The sequence below is a fragment of the Vibrio sp. V10_P2A27P122 genome (assembly GCF_963874335.1).
GTDB lineage: Bacteria > Pseudomonadota > Gammaproteobacteria > Enterobacterales > Vibrionaceae > Vibrio > Vibrio anguillarum.
Window position 1 is genome coordinate 1 of the sequence record NZ_CAWNHY010000244.1, and the last position, 20,277, is coordinate 20,277.

The window sequence follows — 20,277 nt, forward strand, 5'->3', positions numbered from 1 at the left end:
GTATTATGAATACTGACTAGTTCTTCCCAAGTTTTAGGCGGTGTTGGTAACAGATCTTTATTGTAAATAAGAGAAGGGGCCTCAATAGCAAGAGGATAGCCAACCAATTTTCCATTAACGGTAACGGCATCCCAACTGAAATCGACCAACTTTTCTTTAAATTGCTTACTTGGTTTGATTTCGTGAAGCAAGCCTGCTTCTGCATAGCCACCGAATCTATCGTGTGCCCAAAAAATAATATCAGGACCACTGCCAGTTGCAGCGTGCTGTTGGAATTTCGCTTCAAGCGATTCTGGATGCTGAACAATGATTTTAATTCCAGTATCTTGTTCAAATTGTTGGCCTATTTGCGCTAAGCCATCATAACTTTTATCACCGTTAATCCAAATGGTGATTTCACCTTCTTGCATCGCCATCAGTGGTGCCGCCATTAAAGTGGCCAGTGTACAGATAGACAGATTCTTAATTGAATTTTTCATCACTATTTCCTGTTTTACCTAGGCCCGAAGCGAATATGGTACGCATGAGTCCTTGAGTGTAAGTTCTGTTGAAAATATAACGGCTTTTGCTTGCAATAAGAAATAGATGAAAGTGAGTTTGATATAGATTCTATCAATATCATTGCTCTAATATTGATAGAATGTAACTACGGTAGATAACACGGTGAGTTTTTCTACTTTCAAAAGTGTGAACCAAAACAAAAACTATTGTTGTAATGCCCGCTTTGTGTGCCGGAAGCCTATGTTATCAAGGCTTTAGTCCACACTGATCTTCAATAATTTGTTTAGTAGGGTGTTAGCCTTCATAAGGAAGAGGTATACTTCGTTAGTATTTCAATAAAACTGGTAATTTTTGGGTCAGCTATGCCTTGTTTAATATAAATTCCTACATTACCTTTTTTCTTTTTGTTGATGGTTAATGTTGCAATATTTCTTCTGGCCATCCAATGGCACATTTTATCGCTATATGGCATTACAGCGTTAGCCATCTCTAATATATCTATGCTAGCAAATAAAGAATCGACATCATAGATGGCTCTTTTACTCTCTCTTTGTTCCGTATATTGTTTAGCCAGTGATGCATGTTCAGCCAACATTGTACGATGTCGAGAATGATCCGGCGTGACGCGGATGAGAGGGTATTGGGCTTGTTCAATCAGAAGTTCATCATCACTTTTTTTTGTATTCAATATCGGATGGCTTGAACATACAAAAAATGCTTCTTGGTCTCGGAACAAAGGTTGGAAATGGACTTTACACCTTTCGTGTAGATCTTGAATTTCATGGCCAATAAAGAGGTCAATATCTCCCTGCACCAAGTGATGGATCAAAGAAAGGTTATTGCCAAATTCCAAATGTATTGAACAATTAGGGGTGTTTTTTTGATATAGGCATACCGTATCGCGAACAAATAATTCCCACCACGCTTCCCCAGTGCCAAGCTTTAATTTTCCTTGATGTCTCTGTTGCATATCGGTGAACTGATGTAACAGTTGTTGCTGCTTTTCTTGTTGCTCCTGCACATACTCCCTAAATAGTTTGCCATAAGCGCTGAGCTCTACACCTTTTGAGCGGCGAATAAATAGCTCAACTCCAAGTTCATGTTCAAGCTTTTTAATTGCTGTGGTGAGAGATGGTTGACTGATATGCAGTTTCTCTGCGGCTTGCTTAATATTATTTTCAATCGCAACCATCAAAAAATATCGAAGGGATTTATCCATGCTGTTTTATCTTGTCTTCTGCTTATTGCTATCATGTTTGGCATAAATCACATTTTAGGTGATGTTTTTTTAATCTCTTTGCATGCAGAGAGGCCTAACTATAGTGATTTTTCTTATGATATAGGTATTGGCTATATCATATGGGGAATGTTCTATTGTTACTTTGCGTCAGCTCTCATTATGATGAGCAATAAATTAATTTACAAAAAGGCAATATCATGGAACCCAAATGGTGGCATAGCGCTGTGGTATACCAAATATACCCGCGCAGTTTTTACGATTCTAATCACGATGGTATCGGCGATTTAAATGGCATTATTAGTAAGCTTGATTACCTTGCAGAGTTAGGCATTAACGTTATTTGGCTATCTCCTGTTTATCAATCTCCAATGGATGATAACGGTTATGATATTTCTGACTACCAAGCAATAGCTCAAGAGTTTGGTTCCATGGAAGATATGCAGCGTTTACTGAGCGAAGCACAAAAACGCAATATTAAGATAGTGATGGATCTTGTCGTTAATCACACATCGGATGAACACCAATGGTTTTTACAAGCTAAGCAATCACGAGACAATCCGTATCGAGATTACTACATTTGGCGGGATGCAAAACCGGATGGCAGTGTACCGGATGATACAGGGTCAATTTTTGGTGGCAGTGCTTGGCACTGGGATGAGCAAACGCAGCAATATTACTTCCACCTTTTTTCTAAACGTCAGCCAGATCTGAATTGGGAAAACCCTAAAGTGCAGCAAGAAGTGCACAGCATGATGAACTGGTGGATTGAACAGGGCATTGGTGGTTTTCGATTAGATGTTATTGATTTAATTGGCAAAGAAATTGATAAGGGCATTACTGGTAATGGCCCGCGCTTGCATCCGTTATTACAGCAAATGAATGCCGCCACCTTTGGTAATCAAGATCTGCTGACCGTGGGAGAAACTTGGGGAGCCACACCAGACATTGCAAAACTGTACAGTGCGCCGAGTCGTCGTGAGTTATCGATGGTTTTCCAATTTGAACACATCACTTTGACGTGGGAGCAGGGTGACAAATGGAGCCCTATTCCGTTAGATCTTAAGCAGTTTAAACAGGTATTAACCAAGTGGCAGATTGAGCTTGCCGATCAGGGTTGGAATTCATTATTTTGGAATAATCATGACCTACCACGCGCTGTATCTAAGTATGGTGATGACAAACGCTACCGAGTTGAATCTGCGAAAATGTTGGCAACGAGCTTACACTTTCTGAAAGGCACGCCTTATATTTATCAAGGCGAAGAGATTGGTATGACGAATGTGGCCTTCGATTCGCTCGCTCAATACCGAGATATCGAGACGTTAAATTTTTATCGTGTGAAGACAGAATCGGGCGTTTCTCATCAGCATATGCTGGATGCTATTCATCAAAACAGCCGCGATAATGCTCGAACGCCAATGCAATGGTCAGCGGATAAACACGGCGGATTTACTCAAGGTTCTCCATGGATAGAGGCGAATCCTAACTACCTAAAAGTCAATGTTGAACAAGCGCTCGCTGATAAACAATCGATTTACCATCACTATAAAAAGTTAATTGCACTGCGTAAAAAACACCTGTCCATCGTCTATGGATCGTTCACGCCTTTATTTGAAGAACATGACCAAGTGTTTGGCTATGTGCGTGAGTACCAAGGTGAGCAAATTGTCGTGGTCAGTAATTTTTCATCGGCCACGGTTTGTTTAACAATACCCGAAAAGTTTCAATTGAGAGCGGTGGAGTGTTTGAGCTCTAATTATCAAGAGATTGAAAAATTAGAAGAAAACCTAGTACTCGAGCCTTATCAATCCATCGCGGTTTTGATGAGAGAGTAAAGTGAGTGGCTCATTTTTGATCTGGAATGAACGCAGCGATTTGGCTGCGTTTTTTCATTCATTGACCCAAATCGGAATCTATTCCTCAATTAGTGTGATTGTGCGTAACACTCTTGAAAAGAGTACGGTACTATCTTAGTGCTAAGGCTATGTGGCTTAATTAATCCACGAGCATTAGATATCACGAGCATTAGATATAGAGTGGCCTCTCTGTTTTGGATGAACGAATTTGACTGTTTCGTATGCTTTAAATGGTTCGAGACAGAATGAATGTGGTCAGACTTTTTCAAAGATTGAGAAAAATGGTCGATAATGAAGTTAATCAGCTAAATAAGATTTGAATCAATGAGCACTATTGGGATTGCCATAGGCGCAACCGGGTTATCACTTATCCTCATCTTCGTGTGGATGTTTTCGCTCTCTTTGCGCAAAAAACGCTTAGAGGAAGAGAGAAAAGAGAGAGAAATCGCTTATCGCAAAGCGATAGAAAAATCACGAGAACAAGAAAGACAAGATCGCTTGTTTAAGGCTGAAACAGGCCATGTGCCGACGATTTTGTATTTAGCGAAAGAAGCCGAACGAACCAACCTCAAAGAGGCGATGTACTGGTATGACAAAGCGGCAAATTATGACAATGTTACGGGAATGTATGGTGTTGTTCGGATTTGCCAAAAGTTTCGAGATGATCTGATTTTGCGGGAAAAAGAGAAGTTTTGGCAGACTTGTATTGCAGGAATTGAAGGTAACTTAACCGCAAAGTATGAAACTGGCATGGCCTATATTCATGGCCGTGGCGTGGAAGCGAATACTGCGAAAGGAGTCTCGTTAGTACAAGAGGCTGCGGAAGCGAATTTGCTCGACGCTGTGATTTTCATGGGGGATTGGTGTGTTTCACACGACAATATCGCGCCATCACCAGCGGATTCAACATTTTGGTATTCCAAAGCCGCGAAGCTAAATAGCCCGATAGGACAGATGAAACTAGGCTTGAATTACCTTAAGGGTGTTGGTGTCGCAATGGACCACAGTAAAGCTTGTTATTGGTTAGAGCGAGCTTCTGAAAAAGGTCATGTAGAGGCGATGTATCACGCAGGAGAAGCTTGGATAGATAAAGGTTCAAATGGCAATGCTATTGCTTATATTTGGTTATTTTTATCGGCTCATTTTGGTTTTGAACCGGCAAAGGTGCTAAGAGATCAAGTGGGCTCACGTATCGGTGTCGATTCTGTTGTGGGGTTGCAATCGTTGGCCAAACCACTCATGAAGAAAATCGGCGCGGGTACTGTAAGTAAACACTCAATTATTAAGGCGCTGAACAAGCTCTACAAACGTGGGATCCCTATCCCAGAGAAAGGGGAGTTACCTGATGAAGACGATCTCTCATTGAGCGTAGTGGCGGATGCCTCCGAAGAGCGTTTGTCATCCAGTCCATCTGATGATCATGAGGTTCTAACGCGATTAGATTTCTCCAATACTTCAATGGACAGGTAATGCTGATAGATAAAGTGGCTAAGCACTGTAAATAAAAAATCTCTGAAATAAAAATCCCCAGCGAATCGGCTGGGGATTTTTGTTGGTATCGGTTTTAGTGTATCGATTGATTATGCTGATTTATTGTGCTCAGCTTGGCAAACCGCAGCGGTGAAGACAACATCTGTGGAGCTGTTGAGCGCGGTTTCGGCTGAATCTTGAATCACGCCTATGATAAAGCCAACGGCAACAACCTGCATTGCTACGTCATTTGAAATGCCAAATAGCCCACATGCGAGCGGGATCAGCAGCAGTGAACCACCGGCCACACCGGATGCGCCACATGCAGAAACAGCAGCAACGATGCTCAGTAGCAAAGCTGTCATCAGGTCAATTTCAATACCTACTGTGTTTACTGCCGCTAGGGTGAGAACCGTGATAGTAATGGCGGCACCAGCCATATTAATGGTCGCGCCGAGTGGGATCGAGACTGAATAAGTATCTTCATCCAGTTTTAGTTTCTCACACAATGCCATGTTTACTGGGATATTGGCGGCGCTTGAACGTGTGAAAAATGCGGTGACACCACTTTCACGCAAGCACTGGAACACCAATGGATACGGGTTTTGGCGAGTTTTCGCGTACACAATGATTGGGTTGACAACTAATGCGATGATCAACATGGCACTGAGCAATACGAATAAAAGATTGGCATAACCAGCCAAAGATTCAAAGCCAGTCGTGGCAAACGTGGATGCAACCAAGCCGAAAATACCAAACGGTGCTAGGCGAATAATAAAACGCACAATTTGTGAAACGCCGTGGCTTAAATCTTCAAATACGGCTTTAGTTGTTGCTGAGGCATGGTGTAAAGCTAAGCCCAACCCAACAGCCCATGCCAGAATGCCAATATAGTTTGCACTCATTAGAGCATTGACTGGGTTATCAACCAGCTTAAACAACAGGGTATTAAGCACTTCAGCGATGCCTTGAGGAGGCGTTGCACCTTCTGCCCCCGCAACCAATGTTAAGGTTGTAGGGAAGATAAAGCTCAATACAACGGCAGTAAGAGCGGCGGTGAAGGTTCCAAAAAGGTAAAGCACCACGATTGGGCGCATATAAGTGTGTTGGTTTTTCTTTTGGTTTGCGATGGACGCGGCGACCAAAATAAACACGAGGATCGGCGCTACGGCTTTAAGTGCGCCAACGAAAAGGTCGCCAAGTAGGCCGACGCTTTTCGCATCATCGGGTGAAAGGGTTGCTAATATCCCACCGAGAACGATACCGGCGAGTATTTGCAGAACCAAATTGCCACGCGCAAAACGGGCGAAAATATTGTTGCTTTGCATAGTTATCCCTGCAATAAATCGAATTACATCCTGCATGACCTAAATACTACGAAGCCATAGCATCGGTTATGGTAGACAAATAGAGTTATAGTGACATCAGTGAACTCCACTGAAGGGGGTAATGATATCTACGCGGGATATTGTGTCTAGAATTAATTGATAATCAGCACAAATAATTAATCAATGTGTGGAAATGCAATCGATTTTGAGTGAAATGTAAATAATATGTAGCATTTGTGGTGGTGGAATGATAAGCCTCTCGTCGGGATGTCTCGCTCTCGCCATTAGACTGGTCAATGAGCGTTTAGTGCGATGATAAAAGAGGGTAAGCCAACATCGCTCACCCTCTTCTTTTTAATGGTGTGCCATACCACTCATCACTTTTTTTACTGGTGCAGTAATGGTTTGCTGCTCACCATTGGCAAAGGTCAGTTGTACGTCAATCTTTTCACCTTCAACCAATGGTTTCTTCAAATCAAAAAGCATGATGTGCAAGCCGCCCGGTTTGAGTTCGACGTGCCCTTTGGCCGGAATTTTAAATTCAGTGACTTGACGCATTTTCATCACATCTCCTTCGGTGATTACATCATGCAACTCAACTTTCCCTGCCACATCGGTGTTGGCCGATACAATGAAACGGTCCGTTTCACCTTTATTCATGATTTGAGAAAATACTGCGCTGGTGGTGGCGGTTGGTGCGGTAGCACGTGCGTAAGGGTGATGTACCATTATATCTGTGTTCGCAAAAGCTAGTGGGCTAAGGGCAAGGCTTGCTAAAAAAAGAGCATTGAGCTTCATGTTATTTTCCTTGTGATGACGTCATTATTGTTTTGATGGCTTCAACAATGGGAGCCGGTGAAAGCGTGTGTGGGACTTTAGTGATTAATGTTCCATCTGGTTGTAAAAAGTAGAAGTAGGAGCTGTGATCTAATGTGTATTTCAGTTCAGATCCCTTTAATTCGGTTTTGCGGAAAATGACGCCATACTGATGCGCTAGTGGTGTTGTAATGTCTAAAGGAGCAGAAAGTCCCTCGATCATAGGGTGGAAATATTGGGCGTATTGATGAGAAGCATCAGCAGCGTCACGCTCTGGATCGAGAGAGATAAATAAAGGGCGCAGCTTTGCTTTGGTTACATCATCCAGTTGATTGAGTGCACCTGCTAACATAGCCAGAGATGTTGGGCAGACATCTGGGCAGCGTGTAAAGCCGAAGTAAACAACACGTATGCGTTCATCTTTAGTATCGAAAATAGAGATGGGTTGATTTGCTTTGCCAAATAAAATTACTTCAGAAGATGAGCTATTACCGCTCTCTAAATCCATACTTTGCTGCGTATCAAAATAGGTTTTTATACCAAAGCCTAATACAAACGCAACCACCAATGCCAGAGACCAATTTTTACTCATCTTTCCATCCTTATTGCCGGAAATACTTGGGTACGACCATCAGAGAGTTCGCCAATCCATGTCATTTTTTCAGTCGTGCAAACTGGGAGTACAATCTGTGCTGTGTAGAGCCCGTCTTCCTGCGGCGTCAGTACATATTTAGCGGTGCCCATCTCCATCTCTAGCCCATTGAGTGTGAGTGTGAGTTTACTTGCATTGGCTTGTGGCCATTCAACGGTCAGAGTGTTAGCCACCAAAGGTTGAGATTTATCGTGTGCCAATGTCATGACAACATCTCCTTGTCGACAAGGGGCACTCGACAACTGGCAATATCGATTAATATCTGGAGAAGAGTGTGCTGAAGAGAGCCAATTGAAAATATCGCTGCTAAAGTAACCCGCTAGCAGGGCTAGAACAAAGACGCCGATTTTGATTGCGTTGTGCATGGGGACAATCCAAGCGGTTATAAAACGCGAATGTTATCACAGCTATCTTTTTTCAGTGGTGACGAATGGATAAAATGTGCAACAAATCAATATAGTAAAGGTGAGTTTCCCCACCTTTTCTCATTCATGCTATGCGGTGTGATTTACACATCGTGATGTTTTGCATATTGCTCCAAGCCAAGCACGAGGGCAACAGCGCAAAGCATCAATAAAATGGCTACCAGCAGTTGCGAAGGCTGTGAAGTGATGGACTCAAATTCCAATGGAGAAAGGTTTCGCTGTAGTAAAGGAACGAGCTCGCCGTGAGAATTGGTTCGCCAAGTGAGCGTTTCTTTCCAAGGCCAGATTTTGGGTAAGGTGCCGATCATTAATCCCGTAAGAAAAATTAAGGTCAAATCTCTAAATTGTTTGAGTAACCAAGACAATACGTGAGAAAAACTCAGTAAACCACCGATACATCCGAGTAAAAAGAGTGCCAAAATATCGGCTTGCATCTCTTTCACCGCGCCCAGTACCGGTGCGTACATACCAATCAGCAACAGGATAAAACTTCCAGAAATTCCCGGTAGAATCATGGCGCAGATGGCAATAGCACCGGCTAGAACTGTGTTCAGCGCTGTTGGTTCCATCTGCATTGGGTTAAGTACCGTAATACTGTAAGCAAACGCAATTCCCAGCAAAGCGAAGAGCAACCGAGAAAGTTTGAACTGCTCAATTTGTTTCACAATATGGAACACCGAAACCAGAATTAAACCGAAGAAGAATGACCAAATGGGAATAGGATGCGTGGCTAACAGCCAAGAAATGAGTTTAGCCAAAGAGAGGATACTGGTGAATATTCCCCCAAACAGTGCGAGCAAGAAGAAGCCATTAATATGTTGAAATGCAGCGGCTAACCCATCTCGTTTGACTATGCGCAATAAACTCGGGTTAATCCTACGAATGCTTTCAAGCAAAGTGTCATAGATACCAGTGATGAATGCAATGGTTCCACCCGAAACACCCGGCACAACATCGGCGGCGCCCATGGCCATCCCTTTTAAAAACGTACTGAAATAGTTCATTGAATCTGCATGATTAAGTGTATGTGCCGGAAGTATATAATGAAATAACTAAGAAATGCTTGTACAAAAGATGAGTGAGTGGTGCTGGCTTAAGGTGAAAAAGCGCAGAAAGTTAGTTTGTTTTATAGCAACTGGGTGAGTATTGTTTTGCATTCGTTTCGCATAATGCAATTTGCGTAATGCGAAAAAGTACTACATTTTGATGAATTAATGCGATGCATAGCTAAAAAGCAGACCTTTTTTAGTTGGCACACTTCATGCATAATACTATTCGACCCTTCTTAAAGCCGAGGGTCACCTAGCCAACTGACGTTGTTAGTGAATGAATTTGTTCACACTATATATAAGCCAATCGCATCATTGCGGTTGGCTCTTTTTTTGTCTGTTAGGTATGATACGCCTCCTCGCTCGTCTAATGAGAGTTTGCAAATGACAATCAAAAGCCGTGAGCGAAGATGTTTTTCGAGCAAAACCAGTTAGGCCATACGTTCGTAAAACCCATCAAATAAACATCGTATATCATTGAAAATAAACAATATCCATAAGGATGATCCGTATCGATCAATCGTATTTTTTTCGAGTTTATCAAGCATTTCTTTGATGATCTCCAAACTCATTAAGGAAGATGAGTGAAGCAGTAATAAGAGGTTATATGCACCATTTAATTTCAATTGGGCCCCTTGAGTCTTTCTTAATCGCTATTAGCGTGCTTTTTTTAGGTCACTTTATTAACGCAAAACTGCCTATCTTGGAAAAATTCAACATTCCTGAGCCTATCGTCGGTGGCTTAATTGTCGCTTTCGCGATCACTCTTCTACATTTTTACGGCTTAGATTTAGAGTTCTCATTGCCGTTGCAGAATATTTTTATGCTGATGTTTTTCAGCACCGTAGGCCTTGCGGCCAATTACACTCAACTGGTTAAGGGTGGAGCAAAAGTCTTTCTTTTCCTCGCTGTTGCCTCGTTTTATATCATCATCCAAAATGGCGTCGGTGTATCGTTAGCGACGGCTCTTGGTCTTGACCCACTGATGGGGTTGATCGCCGGTTCTATTACCCTCTCGGGTGGACACGGTACGGGAGCGGCGTGGGCTCAAACATTCAACGACAATTATGGGCTTAGCAATACGCTAGAAATTGCCATGGCCTCAGCGACCTTTGGTTTGATCATTGGTGGGATTATCGGTAGCCCAGTTGCCCAAAAACTCATTAATAAAAACGGGTTTGAATCTGAGTATGGACGAGGAACCAAAACGCACGATAAGTTCCCAGAGCTGGTTACGTACAATGAATATGAAGAAGATAAAGTCACCGCTAAGAAAGTGATCGAGGGTTTGTTCATCCTTCTTATTTGTGTCACTGGTGCTAAATATTTAGAACAGTGGGTAAGTGCATTTGAAATCAAATGGTTGATGATCCCCGATTTTGTCTATGCGCTTTTCATCGGTGTGTTCATTACCAATATACTGGAATTGACGAAAGTTCATAAAATTGATGCTGAAACCGTTGACATCTTAGGCACCGTTTCTCTATCGCTATTTCTTGCAATGGCACTCATGAGTTTAAAGTTATGGAATATTTTTGACTTGGCTGTCCCATTTCTGGTGATTTTAGCGGTGCAATCGGTCGTGTTGGGTATTTTTGCTTATTTTGTGACATTTAAAGTCATGGGATCAAATTATGACGCTGCTGTGATCGCTGGTGGGCACTGCGGTTTTGGTCTTGGAGCAACCCCAACCGCTGTGATGAATATGGGCTCATTGGTGACACGATATGGGCCATCACCACAAGCGTTTATGGTAGTGCCTATCGTAGGTGCATTCTTTGTGGATATCGTGAATTTGGTTATCTTGCAGGGATATATTTCTTTTCTAGGTTAAAAACAATGCAGTTAAAAGCAATGTAAAAAGTAAAAACGCCCTGACTTAACTTGTTTAACAGGGCGTTTTTATTACTTCAACGTCAATTTGGTGCCATCAAACTTCAGTTGACCTAATAAACTTTTCGCATTTTTGACACCTTCTTCATCAAACTGCACTCCGTAACGAGCATAGTGCAGTGAGCGTTGCAAGTTACAAACTTTACCCATCAAAGGCGCAAAGAATTGGCTGCTGCGAGGATCAGTAAATAATTCGAGACTAATCTTATCACCCACTTGGAAAGTGCGCCCAAGAGGAGGTGTGACAAAACGACAGCCACTTTTGGAGAGATCTCTTACCTCACAATCCGACTTATGCGTTCCTACCGTTGCTTTTCCTGCTAGATTCACATCGTAACGAGCTTCTTTGCGCAGTTGGGTCACTTGCATGCTGTTGGGAATAGATAACATGGCGAGCGGTATAGGCTCTTGCAATACATGTAACAATTGGCTACGAAAATGGATTAAAGCTCCTTCGCCACGTGGTGAAATAGCTCTGATATTCATCCAAAAACCTTCTTGGAAGAAAAAAGAGAGATCATCTGCGGAAATTTTAGGAATTTCTACAAGGAGATGGGAATGAGAGTAGGTACCGATAAATGACGTTTTACACTGGAATTTCGTACCAACGGGAGTGGTTATACTTAAGGTTAGTTCGCTACTGTGTTCAACCATAGATAACGCATCAGTACTATTAAGTGTCGATAGGGTTTTATTACGTTCGGTTGAACGGTTTGGGTTCTGTTCATCTTTCAGCACTGCCGACTGCGATTCCATCTTAATTTTCTCCGTGATGCAGTAGCTGCATTTTATTCTAATTTTTGTAATAGTTTAAATTCTAGGGGTAGATGTTGGAAGATTCAATTCTGAGAATATCAATTTATTTGATTTATATATCAATTAGGACGTTACCATGATTCATGAAGTGCAACATGATATACAAAATTGTCAATATAAAGTACATCTTGAGGGAAATCTATTCGCAACTGTGACATACCAACAACAGGATGAAGTGTTGTTTATTACTTCGACTCGCGTACCGGATGAACTTCAGGGTAAAGGATACGGGAAAATAATGATGGAGAGTGTATTACCGCAAATTGAAGCGCAAGGTTACACCATCAAACCTGTCTGTAGTTATGTTGTGCATTATTTAAATCGACACAGTGAATGGCAGCATTTATTGCATCGAGAGTCGTAGCATACAAACCCATTAGCTCGGTGCTGTGTTTACTTTTAATGTGACCGCGACCAGTGCATGGTCAGTACTAAAGTTATCGAGCTCATAGCTCGGGTTGATCAGATGTTGATCAAGCACAGTATAGTGGCTGATATAGCTTTTCATTGGCTGGGTAAAAGGCGCGAAGTCTGCGGAAAGGAGAATATAGTCGAGTACAGATCCCGTGGCTCTGGCGTAATGAGTGGCTTTACGAGGCTGCTCAACACTCTTGGTATGCAGATCCCAAGCATCGTAAAGCGCATAGCCAGCCAGCGGTTGCTGTGTATCTGGTCTGCGGTATAAGGCCTGTGATAGTAGTCCTTGAAACTCCTCGTGATGTAACGGTTTATTAAAATCGCCCATTAGCACACAAGGCCGCCCAGTTTGTTTTTGAGTATTGACGATATATTGGTGAGTCAGGTTTGCTTCAAAGCCTCGCTGAACAGTAGAGAGCCAGCGTCCTAGCGTTTCTTGTTGCCATTCATCGATCAGATGATGAGGTGCCGCAGGCGATTCTGCCGGACGTTGAGATTTAAAATGCACAATATAGACATCGATATCCCCGAGCATTGGCAGGCAAACCGTAGCGTGTAACGGTGTACGATTAAAGCAAAAAGGGGCAGCTTGGTTTGGTAGCGTGCCATGTACGGCGCTCACTTGGCGCAGAGAATAGCGAGAGGCAATCACCACAACCGGATGGCTGTAGATGTATCCATCTTTGACGATAGGTTCATCTACACAGGCCACATACGGGTAGCCTAAATCCATCATCTGGTTGCGCAGTTCATCAAAACTGAAAACTTCTTGAAAGCCAATGATATCGGCATCCAGCTGTTTGATCTTCTGGCTAAACCATTGCTTTTTTTTCTGCCACTCTGCTTGCGTGTAAATATTGTCGAACTGATAATATGCGTTCGGCGGAGCTAAATAATTGAATAAATTAATCGTTGCGAACGTAATCGTCATGTTAAATCCCAATATTTGTGTCTCGGTCGATCTTATACCCGAACGGTGTAATTTAGCAGTGCTAATCCCTAACCTTGTTTCCTGTTGTGATGAGCTCTCGCCTTTTAAGGCGACTTGAGTATATGATGCGCTGAAACATAGATAAGGATCTCTCATGTACCCTAAAGCCTCTCAAGGTTGGCGCACGCCACAAAATTTCCTATTGATTATCTCCATTATTGTGCCGATTGCATTTTCTAGTTGGATGGCACTGTTGAATAATTTCGTGATTGAAAAAGCGAATTTCGATGGTTCAGACATTGGCTTATTACAAAGTGTACGAGAAATCCCCGGATTTTTAGCCTTCACCGCCGTATTCGTTTTACTGTTCATTCGAGAGCAGCGATTTATCCTGATCTCATTAGGTATGTTGACGTTAGGAACCGCGATGACGGGTTTTTTCCCTTCTTTAACCGGGTTACTGCTCACGACATTATTGATGTCGACTGGGTTTCACTACTTTGAAACGCTTAAACAATCCTTGTCTTTGCAGTGGTTAAATAAAGATGAAGCGCCAGAAATGCTTGGCAAACTCATTTCGGTTGGAGCACTTGCATCACTGATCACCTACGGTGCTTTGTGGGTAATGTTAGAAGTGTTTCAGCTCGATTTTAAATGGGTCTATGTCATTTCTGGCGGTGCTGGTTTTGTGCTGGTGTTGATCATTGCCTTTGCCTTTCCTGAATTTAAAGCGGAAGTGCCACAAAATAAAAAGCTCGTGCTACGCAAACGTTATTGGCTGTATTACGCCTTGACCTTCATGAGTGGTGCGCGTAGGCAAATTTTCACTGTTTTCGCTGGTTTCCTTATGGTAGAGAAATTTGGCTATTCAGCGGCCGATATTACCTTACTGTTTTTGATCAACTATTTGTTCAACTTTTTGTTTGCTAAACGTATTGGTAAGTTCATTGGTGTAGTCGGCGAGCGTAAAGCGCTACTGTTTGAATACACGGGGTTGATTGTTGTTTTTGTTGGGTACGGTCTTGTGCAAAACGCACATTGGGCGGCGGCACTTTATGTGGTTGACCACCTCTTTTTTGCCTTGGCCTTGGCGATTAAAACTTATTTTCAGAAAATTGCAGATCCTGCGGACATGGCGTCTACAGCGGGAGTTTCTTTTACCATTAACCATATTGCGGCCGTGTTCATCCCCGCCACGTTTGGTTTAATTTGGCTTATCTCTCCGGCGAGCGTCTTTTACATTGGAGCGGTAATGGCACTTGTTTCGCTGCTTTTATCACTCAATATTCCAATTAAACCCGAAGCGGGTAATGAAGTTAGAATTCTGCGTTGGAGCGACAGGTAGCAAAAGGGTCGTTTACGACCCTTCGGAAAGTTACTCAGTGCACACTTGGTTGCGGCCATTCGCTTTCGCGCGATATAAGGCTTTGTCGGCGCGGTAGAATGTGCGTTGTGTATTTTCACCATCTCGATGCAAGGTTATACCGATACTGACGGTTAAGCCGCGCTCACCTAGAATATCGTGCCAACCAAATTGGAATATGCGTTCTCGATAGTTTTCGGCATGCATTTCAGCTTGGTCGAGCGAGCAATCTTCTAAAATCACCAGAAACTCTTCTCCACCAAAACGGACACAGGAGGAGCCTCGGAATTTAAAGTAGTTTTTCAACTCACGTGAAACATTGACTATCGCTTTGTCACCAACCAAGTGACTAAGTTCATCATTAATCGATTTAAAATGGTCAATATCAATGACTAGAAATGCAAATAGCTTCTCATGAAGCAGTAGGTCTTTCAGCTTTACATCTAACCAGCGGCGGTTGTGTAAGGTGGTGAGTGGGTCAGTGAAGACATCCTGTTGAAGTTGGGCCACGGCATTCTTTTGATGTTCGGTGGTTTCTTTGAGCTCGCGATTTTCAATCTCAGATAAGATCAATTTCAATTGCAATTCAAAGCGCGATAAGCGACGCAGTTGATTAGCCCCCAGCTCACTAATCGGGATGTTTTTCATCAGATCAGTTTCAATTCGAAAGCCCTTTTTTTCATAAATCAGGGCGGCTTGATAAAGGCCTTGGCGCTCGCACACGGCACTGAATGCTCGATACAGCTGCTTGGCCATCGTGGGTGACGTGTATCGTTGCAGGCGTTTGTCTGTACTGGCCAGCATCATATTGGCAATATGACTTTTGCCTATTTTAGCAAGGCAGTTGGCCGTTTCAATTCGAATCATATTCGATAGCCAGGTGGAATTCATATTCCCAGCACTGTACTGAACACTAGAGAGCGTAATGAGCGCTTTATCGACTTGATCCTGATGAAGATAAAGTTGAGCTTGATAGAGTGAAATTTGCCCGGTAAGAATTTTATCGCTGACCAAAATACTCAGCTCTTCACACTCTTTAATTAGGTCGGTGGCGGCGGAGATTCGGTGCAGTTGAATGTAACACGATAGCATGTAAAGTTTATAACGCAGGCGTAATGAGCGGCTGGTGATTGCGTGATCAATACTATCAATTTTTTGATAGTAACGAAGGGCTCGGCTGTGCTCGCCATAAGCATCACACAGGTTACCCATGCCAATGACGGCTAGTACATATTCGTCAATGTAACCTGTGTCGACGGCAATATTAGAAGCGGACACATATTCGTTGAGCGCCGCGGCAAATTCACCGCTTTCCATTAGGCGATCGCTTAAACTGTTTTTCACAGACAAAATAATTTCGGCGTCCTTAGGCAATTCAAGTAATGCTAAGGCGTGACGAAGCTCCTCTATGCTAGCGGACGACTGATGCAGTTCTGAACGATACTCTGCACTGATGATGTAGCTAAGTGCTTTTTCTTTTGATGTTGAGGCTATATGTTGTCGGACGTGATTCCAGAAAATGATGGCCTCTTCTCCGGAAACGGAGGTGGCATCCAAACCCGTATCTTTAATCTTACTGAGCAGTACTTCCATGCGACCATTCCTGAGGTTGACTGTCTTCCAGTTGTTCTAATGTGAATGGGAAACTCAAAATGTCTTGGAACATCACTTGAGGTAGCGACCCCGTTAATCCTTTTCTTTCCCAGGGGTATATTTCAATCATCTTAGCCAATACATGGAAGACGTGCAGCGCTGCATCGCCTTTATCGGCAAGAAGCAGCGCTAAGCGTTCGCTACTTAAACGAGAAACGAGATCTTTTTGGTTACAGAGCGAGTGGGCAATCTCGGTACATACATCGAGGTACTTTGAGTCGTTATGTTGGATGACAATGACGGCGTGATTAGAATGCTTCAACTCGGTCTTGAACAGCATGAGTTGTTCCCACCAATAAGTCTCTGAAACCACATTGGAGAGATGTTTCTCTGGGTCGTATTCGTGTTGACCACGAATACGGTTAATGAGTTTACGTGCTCGTTGCTCAAGTTGTCGCTTAGAGGCTCTTGCTTTATCAAGGCCAATGCGCGCCGTTTGTTCTCGAAGCATCTCAACCGTAAATTGGCGATATTTCTTAAATGAGGCTAAAGAAGCTTTAAAATCACCACGCTGCTCTGCGACTAGGGATTGTTGGTAGCAAATTTGTGAAAGTAGCTCACCTTTATCAAATGAAGCAGCAGAGGCTTCAGCAAGAAGCAACAGCTCAGTTGCTTTCTTGGAGTCTTTTCTCAGCAGTTCCAAACGAGCTCGACTAATGAATGAGTGGGCCTTCATCCACACAAGATTATGCTCCACGGCAAGTTCGAGTGCTTTGGTGGTTGCCGCTTCCGCATCTTCGATTCGTTCAAGCCCGAGCAGTGCTAAGCCGCGAAAATCCCAAACCTCGGCTTGCCAAGTTTTATCGGGATGATCCTGTAGCGCTTCTTCTGCACCATCGAGCACCGTGAGCATATCGATGTATTGGTTAAGTAGATAGAGATCCCATGCCCACAGAATACGGGCTTTGCCTTCTAACCAATGGATACGGGCATTATTAGCGACTTTAACGGCTAGCTCGTGTGTTGAACATGAAAGTTGATATTCGTTAGTAATACGCCAAACATTACCCAGACCAATGAGGCACTCTATCTGGATATCAACTTCATCAACCAGAGCTGATTGTTCTAAGGCATTTATCCAATATTGTTGGGCGGTATAATATTTTGCCTGACCCCAAAGTTGCAGCGCGTGAATATGCAGAATTTCGGGAAGGCAGTCATCAGTATCGAGGGTATTTTGAGTGGATAAGGCTTCTTTAATGTATTTTAAACCCACGCGGTAGTCCATTAGACACCAAGCGCAGCGAGATAAAATGATCAAACATTGAATCGCCCCTTCTGGGAAAAAGATCTGCTGTGCTCTCAATAAACACTGCTCCGCGACGATCGACACCTTCTCCGGCTCAGTTTCAATACGGGCTCTAAGCTGTTCTATTTCAATTTCAAGAAGGTATTGGCTTTTATCCAAACGGGCTGTTCCTCAAAAGTAAGAAGCCTAAGTCACCGATTCATTATATGAAGCCAACGTTAAAGCGCACTATTTACTTTCCCAAAAGTGGGTGCATTGGTTATTCATTACCACAATAATCTGCGCTACTTCACAATCCACAGTCTAAATATAACCTAAAAATCTAAGAGAGTAGTTCTTTCAATGTCAGTGGATGTTTAGTTAATTCCAAATTTTGGGCGGCGGTGAATCCATGTTTATCTTGGTAGCACAGATTGTGCCAAGCACGAAAAATATCCAGCATTGGTTGTAGGCCGCCAGGGCGAAGTTTACGCCTCGGTTCGTTGATAAAGCTTGCGAACAACAGTTGGAAGCGTTTTTGATAGAACTCTGTTTGCTTAATCGATGCTTTATCGAGCCAAGCTTCGGGTGTTGGATTGTCTCCTGCCAAATAGCAAACACCTTTGGCAGCCTGCGCCTGATTGGCAATAGCCCAGCGATCTCGCCACCATCCCATGTGAACAATGTCCGTTTTATTCACGGAATGTCCATTTTGCCATTGCGGATCTTCCTCAACGTACATCAAGTCAACATTCTTACGCTTGATTCGCGGCAAGCAGACGCTCAATGCGGCAGAACGTAAAACCGGATCTTGAGGCAGATAGATAGAAACTCGCTTATCTTCAAGGCACAAATCCAGCACGTGGAGGAAGTGAGCATAAGAGGTGTAAGGAGGGCGAATCAAGGCGCCTTTAGAAGGGTAATGAAAAGTGGTGAGGTTACCCATGGGGTCTTCAACATTACCGCGGGCTAAAATCGTTTGGTATTTCTGATCAATACGCTCGCGCAATAGCGGAGATGCGTCAGGAGTGGGTAGATTCGCTTCGGATGAATGTTCACGAGAAACAAAACGCGCGGGCGAGTGATAGGGGTTGTGATCAAGCTCGCCTGCAGGCTCTTCATTGGCGGAATAGTTTACGTGCTGACAGAGTATATAACCTGTTTTGGCTTCACCTGTTGCAAACCACAATACGCCGTTGTCGCTATGGGGCTGGAGCGGGATGTAATTGCAAGCCAGTTCATATTGGTTTGCATGATTCACCCAACGCGCATCAATCATGGCCAGTTTTCGCCGACAGCGACTGGCAATGTGCTCGACATGATCATAAAACGTTTTTGGGTTGATGGATAATTTACGGCAAATCTCTCGCACCGAATAACTCATGAAGAGTAGGCCGAGTAAGGTTTCTTGAAAAGCGAGTTTTTTGTTGGCTCCTGACCACTTATCAACAAAGGTACTCTGGCAAGCTTTGCAACGGTATCGCTGGCGATCGCCGCTGTAGCCAAAAGCGTGATAGAGGTGTTTGTGTGTATGAACAGATAAACCGAAATTTTGGCAATCATCACTGCGACAAGCGGGCAACCCGTCGCTGTGAAGCTGTCTTAAACGGTGTAATTCGTTTAACACTTCTCGGTTGTTAAGTAAGGGGGGGAAAGCTCCACATTCACGACAAACCATCGTTGGACGCTTCGGGTTTACGCGCTGCAGAACGTACCGTTCGGCTTCACTCAGTCCAAAGTTGTCACACGCCAATGTTTTACAAAAGTTGAGTTGTAAACCATCTGCGTCCTTGGGTAGTTGGTCGTTGGACACAATCGCCCCCTCGGGGTAATTTAAGGCTGCCAATTTGGGTGAGCAGCTGAGGTTTAAAAATTAGATACTAATCGCTGTTTCAAGCGCGACTTTCATCATGTCGTTAAAAGAGGTTTGGCGATCTTCAGAGCTTAATTTCTCACCGCGAATGATGTGGTCTGACACCGTAAGAATCGTCAATGCTTTTGCGCCTAGATCCGCTGCAACGCCATAAATACCGGCCGCTTCCATATCCACACCTAAGATGCCAAGCTTATTCATTTTTTCGAATAAATCACCTTCAGGTGTGTAGAACAGATCAGCGGAAAACACGTTGCCTACTTTCACGGGCACGTTTTGTGCGCGTGCTTGATTGACGGCCGTTTCAAGCAATCCGTAATCCGCAATCGCGGCAAAATCGTGGTTGTTAAAACGGATGCGGTTAACTTTGGAATCGGTTGAAGCACCCATACCAATAACGATATCCATTAGATTGACATCGTCACGAACTGCGCCACAGCTACCAATACGGATGATATTTTTTACACCGTATTCTGAAATCAACTCGTGAACATAAATCGAGCATGATGGAATGCCCATACCGTGGCCCATAACGGATACTTTTTTACCTTTATAAGTACCGGTATAACCGAACATACTGCGAACATCACAAACCTGTTTAGCATCATCTAAAAAAGTTTCAGCAATGTATTTTGCACGTAATGGATCGCCTGGCATTAGAACGGTTTCAGCGAAATCACCAACTTGCGCATTAATGTGTGGGGTTGCCATCGTTGTTACTCCAAAGTTTTCGAGTCAGCGATTTATCCGCAATAAGTGGATTAAA

Annotated in this window: 18 protein-coding genes; 5 read left to right on the forward strand and 13 right to left on the reverse strand. The window is 43.3% G+C overall.

The annotated features are described in order from the left end of the window. Both AACQ17_RS10910 and AACQ17_RS10915 read right to left on the reverse strand, forming a co-directional pair. Positions 1 to 479: extracellular solute-binding protein (locus AACQ17_RS10910; protein ID WP_141201454.1), on the reverse strand; the 479-nt coding region annotated here is incomplete at its 3' end. 323 nt (positions 480 to 802) lie between these two features. Then, entirely contained in the window at positions 803 to 1,720 is a 918-nt protein-coding gene (locus AACQ17_RS10915; protein WP_094126682.1) for a LysR family transcriptional regulator, read from the reverse strand. 218 nt (positions 1,721 to 1,938) lie between these two features. On the opposite strand from AACQ17_RS10915, the gene AACQ17_RS10920 reads away from it, so the two are divergent. Both AACQ17_RS10920 and AACQ17_RS10925 read left to right on the forward strand, forming a co-directional pair. Continuing rightward, a complete protein-coding gene (locus AACQ17_RS10920; RefSeq protein WP_094147694.1) occupies positions 1,939 to 3,576 on the forward strand; it encodes a glycoside hydrolase family 13 protein in 1,638 nt (545 codons plus the stop codon). 345 nt (positions 3,577 to 3,921) lie between these two features. Continuing rightward, on the forward strand, positions 3,922 to 5,067 hold the full coding sequence (locus AACQ17_RS10925; protein WP_017045034.1) for a tetratricopeptide repeat protein: 1,146 nt from the start codon (positions 3,922 to 3,924) through the stop codon (positions 5,065 to 5,067). A gap of 110 nt (positions 5,068 to 5,177) precedes the next feature. Here AACQ17_RS10925 and sstT read toward each other — a convergent pair whose 3' ends face one another. From sstT to AACQ17_RS10950, 5 genes are all read right to left on the reverse strand, one after another. Next, positions 5,178 to 6,395 (reverse strand): serine/threonine transporter SstT, encoded by a 1,218-nt coding sequence (gene sstT / locus AACQ17_RS10930; protein ID WP_026028166.1) that lies wholly within the window; start codon positions 6,393 to 6,395, stop codon positions 5,178 to 5,180. A 354-nt stretch (positions 6,396 to 6,749) separates the two neighbouring features. Next, the gene (locus AACQ17_RS10935) at positions 6,750 to 7,193 is read right to left on the reverse strand and encodes a copper chaperone PCu(A)C (RefSeq protein WP_013868354.1); all 444 of its coding nucleotides are present in this window, start codon (positions 7,191 to 7,193) and stop codon (positions 6,750 to 6,752) included. 1 nt (position 7,194) lies between these two features. Then, on the reverse strand, positions 7,195 to 7,803 hold the full coding sequence (locus AACQ17_RS10940) for an SCO family protein (RefSeq protein WP_013868355.1): 609 nt from the start codon (positions 7,801 to 7,803) through the stop codon (positions 7,195 to 7,197). Further along, positions 7,800 to 8,228 (reverse strand): hypothetical protein, encoded by a 429-nt coding sequence (locus AACQ17_RS10945; RefSeq protein WP_017048144.1) that lies wholly within the window; start codon positions 8,226 to 8,228, stop codon positions 7,800 to 7,802. The genes AACQ17_RS10940 and AACQ17_RS10945 overlap by 4 nt, the downstream gene beginning before the upstream one ends. 143 nt (positions 8,229 to 8,371) lie before the next feature. After that, entirely contained in the window at positions 8,372 to 9,292 is a 921-nt protein-coding gene (locus AACQ17_RS10950; RefSeq protein ID WP_013868357.1) for a DUF368 domain-containing protein, read from the reverse strand. Between the two features lie 652 nt (positions 9,293 to 9,944). Between AACQ17_RS10950 and gltS the strand changes: the two genes are divergently transcribed. Further along, complete coding sequence (gltS, locus tag AACQ17_RS10955; RefSeq protein ID WP_026028168.1) at positions 9,945 to 11,171, forward strand: sodium/glutamate symporter; 1,227 nt, start codon at positions 9,945 to 9,947, stop codon at positions 11,169 to 11,171. A gap of 71 nt (positions 11,172 to 11,242) precedes the next feature. Here the strand turns inward: gltS and AACQ17_RS10960 are convergent, their stop codons facing one another. Next, a complete protein-coding gene (locus AACQ17_RS10960; protein WP_013868359.1) occupies positions 11,243 to 11,986 on the reverse strand; it encodes a flagellar brake protein in 744 nt (247 codons plus the stop codon). 136 nt (positions 11,987 to 12,122) lie between these two features. On the opposite strand from AACQ17_RS10960, the gene AACQ17_RS10965 reads away from it, so the two are divergent. After that, positions 12,123 to 12,410 carry a GNAT family N-acetyltransferase gene (locus tag AACQ17_RS10965; protein WP_013868360.1) on the forward strand — a complete coding sequence of 96 codons (288 nt, stop codon included), beginning with the start codon at positions 12,123 to 12,125 and terminating at the stop codon, positions 12,408 to 12,410. 12 nt (positions 12,411 to 12,422) lie between these two features. Here AACQ17_RS10965 and AACQ17_RS10970 read toward each other — a convergent pair whose 3' ends face one another. Further along, positions 12,423 to 13,550 carry an endonuclease/exonuclease/phosphatase family protein gene (locus AACQ17_RS10970; protein WP_094147926.1) on the reverse strand — a complete coding sequence of 376 codons (1,128 nt, stop codon included), beginning with the start codon at positions 13,548 to 13,550 and terminating at the stop codon, positions 12,423 to 12,425. Here AACQ17_RS10970 and AACQ17_RS10975 point away from each other — a divergent pair. Continuing rightward, entirely contained in the window at positions 13,549 to 14,739 is a 1,191-nt protein-coding gene (locus tag AACQ17_RS10975; protein WP_094123956.1) for an MFS transporter, read from the forward strand. The genes AACQ17_RS10970 and AACQ17_RS10975 overlap by 2 nt on opposite strands. Positions 14,740 to 14,769: 30 nt before the next feature. Here the strand turns inward: AACQ17_RS10975 and AACQ17_RS10980 are convergent, their stop codons facing one another. The 4 genes from AACQ17_RS10980 to deoD all read right to left on the reverse strand — a co-directional run bounded on the left by AACQ17_RS10980 (position 14,770) and on the right by deoD (position 20,222). Continuing rightward, positions 14,770 to 16,350 (reverse strand): diguanylate cyclase domain-containing protein, encoded by a 1,581-nt coding sequence (locus AACQ17_RS10980; protein ID WP_013868365.1) that lies wholly within the window; start codon positions 16,348 to 16,350, stop codon positions 14,770 to 14,772. Then, positions 16,331 to 17,818 (reverse strand): hypothetical protein, encoded by a 1,488-nt coding sequence (locus AACQ17_RS10985; RefSeq protein ID WP_013868366.1) that lies wholly within the window; start codon positions 17,816 to 17,818, stop codon positions 16,331 to 16,333. The genes AACQ17_RS10980 and AACQ17_RS10985 overlap by 20 nt, the downstream gene beginning before the upstream one ends. Before the next feature lie 163 nt (positions 17,819 to 17,981). Then, positions 17,982 to 19,451 (reverse strand): lactate dehydrogenase, encoded by a 1,470-nt coding sequence (locus AACQ17_RS10990; protein ID WP_094147927.1) that lies wholly within the window; start codon positions 19,449 to 19,451, stop codon positions 17,982 to 17,984. Positions 19,452 to 19,511: 60 nt separating this feature from the next. Continuing rightward, positions 19,512 to 20,222, reverse strand: coding sequence for a purine-nucleoside phosphorylase (gene deoD / locus AACQ17_RS10995; RefSeq protein ID WP_013868368.1), 711 nt, complete (start codon positions 20,220 to 20,222; stop codon positions 19,512 to 19,514). Positions 20,223 to 20,277: the final 55 nt, after the last annotated feature.

What these genes read in the sequence shown, in the direction of transcription:
- AACQ17_RS10960 (WP_013868359.1), bottom strand. Translation starts at nt 11,986, where the DNA reads ATGGAATCGCAGTCGGCAGTGCTGAAAGATGAACAGAACCCAAACCGT.
- AACQ17_RS10965 (WP_013868360.1), top strand. Translation starts at nt 12,123, where the DNA reads ATGATTCATGAAGTGCAACATGATATACAAAATTGTCAATATAAAGTA.
- AACQ17_RS10945 (WP_017048144.1), bottom strand. Translation starts at nt 8,228, where the DNA reads ATGCACAACGCAATCAAAATCGGCGTCTTTGTTCTAGCCCTGCTAGCG.
- AACQ17_RS10935 (WP_013868354.1), bottom strand. Translation starts at nt 7,193, where the DNA reads ATGAAGCTCAATGCTCTTTTTTTAGCAAGCCTTGCCCTTAGCCCACTA.
- sstT (WP_026028166.1), bottom strand. Translation starts at nt 6,395, where the DNA reads ATGCAAAGCAACAATATTTTCGCCCGTTTTGCGCGTGGCAATTTGGTT.
- gltS (WP_026028168.1), top strand. Translation starts at nt 9,945, where the DNA reads ATGCACCATTTAATTTCAATTGGGCCCCTTGAGTCTTTCTTAATCGCT.
- AACQ17_RS10975 (WP_094123956.1), top strand. Translation starts at nt 13,549, where the DNA reads ATGTACCCTAAAGCCTCTCAAGGTTGGCGCACGCCACAAAATTTCCTA.
- deoD (WP_013868368.1), bottom strand. Translation starts at nt 20,222, where the DNA reads ATGGCAACCCCACACATTAATGCGCAAGTTGGTGATTTCGCTGAAACC.
- AACQ17_RS10940 (WP_013868355.1), bottom strand. Translation starts at nt 7,803, where the DNA reads ATGAGTAAAAATTGGTCTCTGGCATTGGTGGTTGCGTTTGTATTAGGC.
- AACQ17_RS10950 (WP_013868357.1), bottom strand. Translation starts at nt 9,292, where the DNA reads ATGAACTATTTCAGTACGTTTTTAAAAGGGATGGCCATGGGCGCCGCC.
- AACQ17_RS10920 (WP_094147694.1), top strand. Translation starts at nt 1,939, where the DNA reads ATGGAACCCAAATGGTGGCATAGCGCTGTGGTATACCAAATATACCCG.
- AACQ17_RS10915 (WP_094126682.1), bottom strand. Translation starts at nt 1,720, where the DNA reads ATGGATAAATCCCTTCGATATTTTTTGATGGTTGCGATTGAAAATAAT.
- AACQ17_RS10925 (WP_017045034.1), top strand. Translation starts at nt 3,922, where the DNA reads ATGAGCACTATTGGGATTGCCATAGGCGCAACCGGGTTATCACTTATC.
- AACQ17_RS10970 (WP_094147926.1), bottom strand. Translation starts at nt 13,550, where the DNA reads ATGAGAGATCCTTATCTATGTTTCAGCGCATCATATACTCAAGTCGCC.
- AACQ17_RS10980 (WP_013868365.1), bottom strand. Translation starts at nt 16,350, where the DNA reads ATGGAAGTACTGCTCAGTAAGATTAAAGATACGGGTTTGGATGCCACC.